The organism is Actinomyces sp. oral taxon 849 str. F0330, from assembly GCF_000239715.1.
Lineage (GTDB): Bacteria > Actinomycetota > Actinomycetes > Actinomycetales > Actinomycetaceae > Actinomyces > Actinomyces johnsonii.
Genome location: NZ_JH470362.1, coordinates 1 through 6,782, shown reverse-complemented (window position 1 = coordinate 6,782; position 6,782 = coordinate 1). Strand labels below are relative to the sequence as shown.

At 71.7% G+C, this 6,782-nt stretch carries 4 protein-coding genes and 1 pseudogene; 4 read left to right on the top strand and 1 reads right to left on the bottom strand.

The window, feature by feature from the left end; genetic code table 11:
- The 4 genes and pseudogenes from HMPREF0975_RS17380 to purM form a co-directional block, all read left to right on the top strand.
- Nucleotides 1-109 (top strand): annotated as a pseudogene (locus HMPREF0975_RS17380) (sterol carrier family protein); the annotation flags it as partial.
- Between the two features lie 45 nt (nt 110-154).
- Nucleotides 155-1,801: an RNB domain-containing ribonuclease gene (locus HMPREF0975_RS13450; protein WP_009234755.1), complete on the top strand. Its 1,647-nt coding sequence runs from the start codon at nt 155-157 to the stop codon at nt 1,799-1,801.
- A 118-nt stretch (nt 1,802-1,919) separates the two neighbouring features.
- Nucleotides 1,920-3,716 carry an amidophosphoribosyltransferase gene (gene purF / locus HMPREF0975_RS13445; RefSeq protein ID WP_009234754.1) on the top strand — a complete coding sequence of 599 codons (1,797 nt, stop codon included), beginning with the start codon at nt 1,920-1,922 and terminating at the stop codon, nt 3,714-3,716.
- 120 nt (nt 3,717-3,836) lie between these two features.
- Complete coding sequence (purM, locus tag HMPREF0975_RS13440) at nt 3,837-4,982, top strand: phosphoribosylformylglycinamidine cyclo-ligase (RefSeq protein WP_009234753.1); 1,146 nt, start codon at nt 3,837-3,839, stop codon at nt 4,980-4,982.
- A 328-nt stretch (nt 4,983-5,310) separates the two neighbouring features.
- Here the strand turns inward: purM and HMPREF0975_RS13435 are convergent, their stop codons facing one another.
- On the bottom strand, nt 5,311-5,514 hold the full coding sequence (locus HMPREF0975_RS13435; RefSeq protein ID WP_009234752.1) for a DUF3073 domain-containing protein: 204 nt from the start codon (nt 5,512-5,514) through the stop codon (nt 5,311-5,313).
- Between the last annotated feature and the right edge of the window lie 1,268 nt (nt 5,515-6,782).

Genomic DNA, 6,782 nt, shown 5'->3' with positions numbered 1-6,782 from the left:
CCTGGCCACCGGCCGGCTGACCTGGCAGGACGCCCTGGCTGGCGGCGCCCTGCAGGCCTCCGGCGAGCGCTGCGACTTATCCGCCTACCTGCCCGTGGTCAGGCTCTGAGAGTCCTTCCGGCCCGAATCGTCCTGCGCCCGGTAGGTTCGCCTCATGAGTCGTACGCGCCTGAGCACCTATACCGCCCCGCCCGCCGAGGTCGCCCGCGCCCTGGATGCGCTCCGTGCGCAGTACGAGGCCCCCACCGCCTTCCCACCCGAGGTTCTCGCAGAGGCCGAGGCCACCGCCACCGCCTGGGCGCAGGACGGTCCCGCCCGTCTCCTGGCCGACGGCGCCCGTGACGCCCGTGACCTGCAGCTGGTCACCATCGACCCGCCCGGCTCTATGGACCTCGATCAGGCGGTACTCCTGGAGCGTCTGCCCGCGCAGACCGACCGCGCCGGCGTGCCGACCGGGGATGCGCCCGGGCCGGCGGCTGCCTACCGCGTCCACTACGCGATCGCCTCACTGGCCACCTTCGTCACTCCCGGCGGCGCCCTGGACGTCGAGCTGCGCCGCCGCGGTGAGACCATCTATGCCCCCGACGCCGCTACGCCCCTGCACCCCGAGGTCCTCTCCCACGGCGCCGCCTCCCTCCTGGAGGACATGGACCGCCCGGCCTGCCTGTGGACCATCGACCTCGACGCTCGAGGCGAGGTCCTCTCCGCCCGCGTGGAGAGGTCCCTCGTGCGCTCGCGGGCGCGCCTCAGCTACAGCCAGGTCCAGGCCGCCATCGACGAGGCGGGCTCCCTGCCGCCGTCAGTCCCCGCCGACCTGCCCGTGCTCCTGTCTGAGATCGGCCGCCTGCGCCTGGAGCGGGAGGCCGCCCGCGGCGGCATCAGCATGACCACGCCCGAGCAGATCATCGAGGCAGCGGAGACGGGCGCAGCGGGGACGGCCGGAACCCGGGAGGCGGCGAGCGCGGCCGGCCCCGACGGCTCCTCGGCCACGGGCGGCTACCGGCTCGCCTACCGCGTGCCCGTGCCCGCCGAGCAGTACAACGCCCAGATCTCCTTGCTCACCGGCATGTGCGCCGCCCGGATCATGGTCGAGTGCGGCGTCGGCATCCTGCGCACCCTGCCGCCGGCACGCCCCGAGGACTACGCCCGGCTGCGGCGCGTGGCCGCGGCCCTGGGCATCGACTGGCCCGCTGCCCAGCCCTACCCCGAGCTCGTGCGCGGCCTGGACCACGCCGTGCCCGCCCATGCGGCCTTCATGGACCAGGCCATGTCCCTCTTCCGCGGGTCGGGCTACTTTGCCTTCGGCGCGGGCGGCGTCGCCGTCCCGGCCGACGACGAGGCCTCCGACGCTGAGGAGGCCGTTCATTCCGCGATCGCCGCGCGCTACGCCCATGTCACCGCGCCGCTGCGCCGCCTCGTGGACCGCTACGGCGAGGAGATCTGCATCGCCGCCTGCGCCGGCAGGTCCGCGCCCGAATGGGTGCTCCAGGCCCTGCCCGATCTGCCCGGCATCATGGAGCAGACCGGCAAGCGCGCCCGGGCGATCGGACGCGGCGCCCTGACCGCCCTGGAGGCCCTGGTGCTGCGCGGTCACGAGGGCGAGGTCTTCAATGGCGTCATCACCTCCGAGCGCGAGGGGCGCGGCGAGCTCGTCCTGGCCGAGCCCGCCGTCGTCACCGAGATCCGCGCCGGCAAGGGAGTCTCCGGCGGCGGCCTGCCGGTGGGTGAGTGCGTGCGGGTCCGCCTGCTGACCGCCGACCCCGCCACCGGCATTCGCTTCCAGCTCCTGCCCGCGAGCTGATCCCCGGTGGGGCTGGGAGTGGGGACGTGGTAACGAATGGGCCCGCCCCGGTGCTCGCCGATGGGCAGACGGGGCCGGGCCGTGAAAGACTGTGCGTGTGTGCACCGGTGAGAACCCCATGCAGACCACTCGTGACCGTCCCGACGACGCTGGCCTCGCCCCGCGGGCGGGGTTCCCCGAGCCCCTCGGCCGGCTGGGTCAGGCCGGCCTGACGGCGCCCGTGGACGCTCCTACCCTGACGGTGCTGCCCGACGACCACTCCGACGAGCTCGAGCCGTCTCCGCGCGAGGAATGCGGCGTCTTCGGCGTATGGGCCCCCGGCGAGGAGGTCTCCCGCCTGACCTACTTCGGCCTGTACGCCCTCCAACACCGCGGCCAGGAGTCGGCCGGCATCGCCACCTCCAACGGCTCCCAGATCCTCGTCTACAAGGATCTGGGCCTGGTCTCCCAGGTCTTCGACGACCGGGCCCTGTCCAACCTGACCGGCCACATGGCCGTGGGCCACGTCCGTTACGCCACCCAGGGGGCCACCACCTGGGAGAATGCCCAGCCGATGCTCGGTCCGGCGGCCGGCTCCACCCTCGCCCTGGTCCACAACGGCAACCTCACCAACACTCGCGAGCTCATGGACGCCGTGCACTCCACCTCCGGGGAGGACCTCAGCGGCGAGCTGGGCCGCGGCTCCTCCACGGACACCGCGGTCCTGGCCGCCCTGCTCAACCTCGTCTCCGAGCGCGGCGCCCTGGAGGGCTGGGACTCGGCCGCCGACGTCCTCACCTCCGGCTTCACCGACGAAGTCGAGCTCGACGCCGCCTACTGCGCGCAGGCCCCGCTGAGCGTGCCCCAGGCCGCCCGCCGGGTCCTGCCCATGCTGCGGGGCGCCTTCTCCCTGGTCTTCATGGACGAGGGCACCCTCTACGCCGCCCGTGACCCGCACGGGGTGCGCCCCCTGGTGCTCGGGCGTCTGGGCAACGGTTGGGCCGTGGCCTCCGAGACCGCGGCCCTCGACATCATCGGCGCCGCCTTCGTGCGTGAGGTCGAGCCCGGCGAGCTCATCGAGATCGACGAGGACGGCGTGCGCTCCACCCGCTTCGCCACCGCCCGCCGGGCCGGCTGCGTCTTCGAATACGTCTACCTCGCCCGTCCCGACACCCGCATCGCCGGGCGCAGCGTCATCACCTCGCGCAACGAGATGGGCGCCGCCCTGGCCCGCGAGCACCCGGTGGAGGCCGACCTCGTCATCGCCACGCCCGAGTCGGGCACCCCGGCCGCCATCGGCTACGCCCAGGCCTCCGGCATCCCCTACGGGCAGGGCCTGGTGAAGAACGCCTACGTGGGGCGCACCTTCATCCAGCCCACCCAGACCCTGCGCCAGCTCGGCATCCGCCTCAAGCTCAACCCCCTGCGCGAGGTCATCGAGGGCAAGCGCCTCGTCGTCGTCGACGACTCCATCGTGCGCGGCAACACCCAGCGGGCCCTGGTACGGATGCTGCGCGAGGCCGGCGCCGCCGAAGTCCATGTGCGCATCTCCTCCCCGCCGGTCATGTGGCCGTGCTTCTACGGCATCGACTTCGCCACCCGTGCCGAGCTCATCGCCACCGGCATGAGCGTGAAGGAGATCGGCGAGTCCATTGGGGCCGACTCCCTGGGCTTCCTGTCCGTGGAGGGCATGGTGTCCGCTAGCGGCCAGAAGGCCGACGATCTGTGCATGGCCTGCTTCACCGGCGACTACCCGATCCCGCCGCCCGTGCGCAGCCTGAAGTCCGCCGCCATCCCCGTGCGCCGCGTCCCGACCGCCTACCGCAGCCGGCGCCGCAGCGAGCAGGCCGACGGCGCCGAGCGCACCGTGCCGCTGGGCAGCATCACCCGACCCGACCTGGCCTCCGGCAGCCCCCTGGGCTCGACGACGTCCTAGCCCGGCCCCGTACCCGACCTGCCCGACCGGTCCACGTCGGACTCCACCGTCTGTATCCGTCTGTATCCGTCCGCATCTGCCCGCACCGCCTCCGAGACCCGAACCCCAAGGAGCCGCCATATGAGTCAGCAGCCCGAGCAGTCCGCCCAGGGAATCACCTACGCCGCCGCCGGCGTCGACACCGCCGCCGGGGACCGGGCCGTCGCGCTCATGAAGGACGCGGTGGGCGCCACCATGACCCCGACCGTCGTCGGCGGCGTCGGGGGCTTCGCCGGACTCGTGGACGTCTCCGCGCTGCGCGACTACCGCCGCCCCCTGCTGGCCACCTCCACCGACGGCGTGGGCACCAAGGTCGCCATCGCCCAGGCCCTCGACATCCACGACACGATCGGCCAGGACCTGGTGGGCATGGTCGTCGACGACATCATCGTGGTGGGGGCCCGGCCCCTGCTCATGACCGACTACATCGCCTGCGGGCACGTCGTCCCCGAGCGGATCGCGGACATCGTGCGCGGCGTCGCCCAGGCCTGCGCCGCCGTCGGAACTCCGCTGCTGGGCGGGGAGACCGCCGAGCACCCCGGCCTCATGGCTCCCGACGAGTACGACATCGCCGGGGCCGCCACCGGCGTCGTCGAGGCCGACCGCGCGCTCGGCGCGGAGAAGGTGCGCGCCGGTGACGTCCTGATCGCCCTGGGTGCCTCCGGCCTGCACTCCAACGGCTACTCCCTGGTGCGCCGCGTCATCGAGCACGCCGGCTGGAGCCTGGAGCGCGAGGTCCCCGAGTTCGGCCGCACGCTGGGCCAGGAGCTGCTCGAGCCCACGCGCCTGTACACCCGCGTGTGCCTGGCCATGCTGGAGACCCTGTCCTCGCCGGCCGCCCCGGGGCCGGTCCACGCCCTGTCCCACATCACCGGCGGGGGACTGGCCGCCAACGTCGCCCGGGTCCTACCGGCCGGACTCATCGCCGACGTCGACCGGGCCTCCTGGACGGTGCCACCGGTCTTCTCCACCGTGCGCGAGCTCGGCTCGGTGCCGTGGGAGGACCTTGAGGGCACCCTCAACCTCGGCGTGGGGATGGTCGCCGTGGTCGACCCCGGCGCAGTCGACGCCGTCCTGCGCGTCGCCGAGGGCTCCGACATCCCCGCCTGGGTGCTCGGTGAGGTGCACGAGGCTGCGAAGTACGAGGCCCAGGACCGGGTCGTCTCCGGCACCAAGGGCGTCGACGGCGGCGCCGTCGACATCCACGGCGACTACCGGACCGCCTGAGAGCCCGCCGCGACTGAGAGCTGCTACAGGCGGCCGCGAGCAACCGCGAGCAGTAAGGCCCCGCCGGATGCGGAATGCGTCCGGCGGGGCCTCGCGCCAAGTGTCACGCTTGGCGACTATTCAATCCCACCTGGGCCAACCCTGGAGCACTGCACCAGGACAGCACAGCCCCGACCTGGGTCGATGCGACACAGGTGGATCGGATGAGGAGTGAAGAGTCGCCGAGAGTGACACGGATGGCTGCCCGGCAGCCTCGACTCACGCGCTGATAGGCGCGCGGAAGGGCCGGTAGGTGCGTTCCTCCGGCCCTCCTCGACTGGGGGTGGGGTTATTTCCCGTCCTCGTCCCAGTCATCGTCGTCGACGGCATACTTGGCGGCCAGTTCCTCGTAATCGATCTCGTCATCAGGCTCAGAGCCCGAGGATGCTGAGACGAGCTCCCGCTCCAGAGCCTTGTAATCGGTCTCCGGGCTGAAGTACTTGAGCTTACGGGCAACCTTGGTTGCCTTGGCCTTCTGACGGCCGCGCCCCATAGGCTCGACCCCCTCCAACGTGTCACGGCGCGCACGTGGGCGCGCTCTTCCTGGTCAAATATGTCGTGGGCCAACCGTACAACGTCAATGCGCGAGAACACCATTCGGACACCGGATGCGAGCTGTGGTGACGCACATCCCACATATAGGACATGAGGTCCAAGAAGGCCTCAGGGAGCGCTCAGCCCATCTCCGGCGAACGGCCAGCAATCCTGTGGATATCGCCCACCAGTGGCCCGAAACTCCCTCAGAGAGGCCGGTGCCGCTGCTCTGGAGGACCCTGTGCGGCAGGGTTAAGAGAGGAGCCGGTTGGCCGGGCGTCGGCCGTCCGCTTCGCCGGGGGCGTACGTGGCGGGCCTGATGTATGCGCAGGCGCGCCCAGGTCGCACGGTGCGCGCGGACGCACCTGAGGGGTGAGGGGTCTGAGAGGTTTGAGGGGGCTGAGGGGCCGGGCTCTGCTCCCGGAGGCTCAGTTCTCGAGCCTCGTGGTGCCTCCTCGGGGCCGGGGCTGTGCGGTCCGGCGTCCCGACGGCGCAGAGCGGTCGGCTATGCGCGTCGAGGACTGCGTTTTCTGTCCAGAACGTACTTCTCCCGCAAACGACTGGGGTCCGCCCCCAGTCGTTTGCGGGAGAACGCAGTTCTCGCGGGACAAGTACGTTCCCGAACGAGGACGGTGCGGTGCGAGGGCCTCTGAAGAGGGTTCTGATCCGTCCAGTCCGGGCGGGCCTGCCCAGTGGCGTCCAGATCTGTCTCAAAGGCCTCGACCTCGAACGCGCCGGTGCGGGGAAACCGCATAATTCCAAGGTTCTTGCTGAAGAGGTATGGGGTGAAGTCTTCGAGCCTGTGCGTCCTCGAGGGGGTGGGGTGGCCCGGCGTTGGAGACAGGCGAGGGGCCCGGCGTCCGCGGGGACGGGGCCTTGTGATGCGCGCGGGGTTGCGCTCCAGTCCTAGGTCTTATTGCGTATGTCCGGGGCAGGCCGGTTCTCGCCGGTGGCCGACGTCGCGGTCGTACCTTGGGACGCGCGTTCGAGGGGTAGAGGGTACGAACGCGCGCCCCAAGGTACGAACACGTGGACGCTTTGTCCTATGTTCGCAATAGGCTCTAGCGGCGGGCGAAGCGGGTCAGAACGATGCCGGCGGTCACCACGCCTCCGGCGACGGCGGCCGCCTTGGCAACCGTGGAGGTGGCCTCCGAATCGCCCTGCTTGGCGCGCTCCCAGGTCTGCTCGGCCCGGTCGGCCAGCCGGCGGGCCTCCTTGCGCAGTCGG

What these genes read in the sequence shown, in the direction of transcription:
- purF (WP_009234754.1), top strand. Translation starts at nt 1,920, where the DNA reads ATGCAGACCACTCGTGACCGTCCCGACGACGCTGGCCTCGCCCCGCGG.
- HMPREF0975_RS13450 (WP_009234755.1), top strand. Translation starts at nt 155, where the DNA reads ATGAGTCGTACGCGCCTGAGCACCTATACCGCCCCGCCCGCCGAGGTC.
- purM (WP_009234753.1), top strand. Translation starts at nt 3,837, where the DNA reads ATGAGTCAGCAGCCCGAGCAGTCCGCCCAGGGAATCACCTACGCCGCC.
- HMPREF0975_RS13435 (WP_009234752.1), bottom strand. Translation starts at nt 5,514, where the DNA reads ATGGGGCGCGGCCGTCAGAAGGCCAAGGCAACCAAGGTTGCCCGTAAG.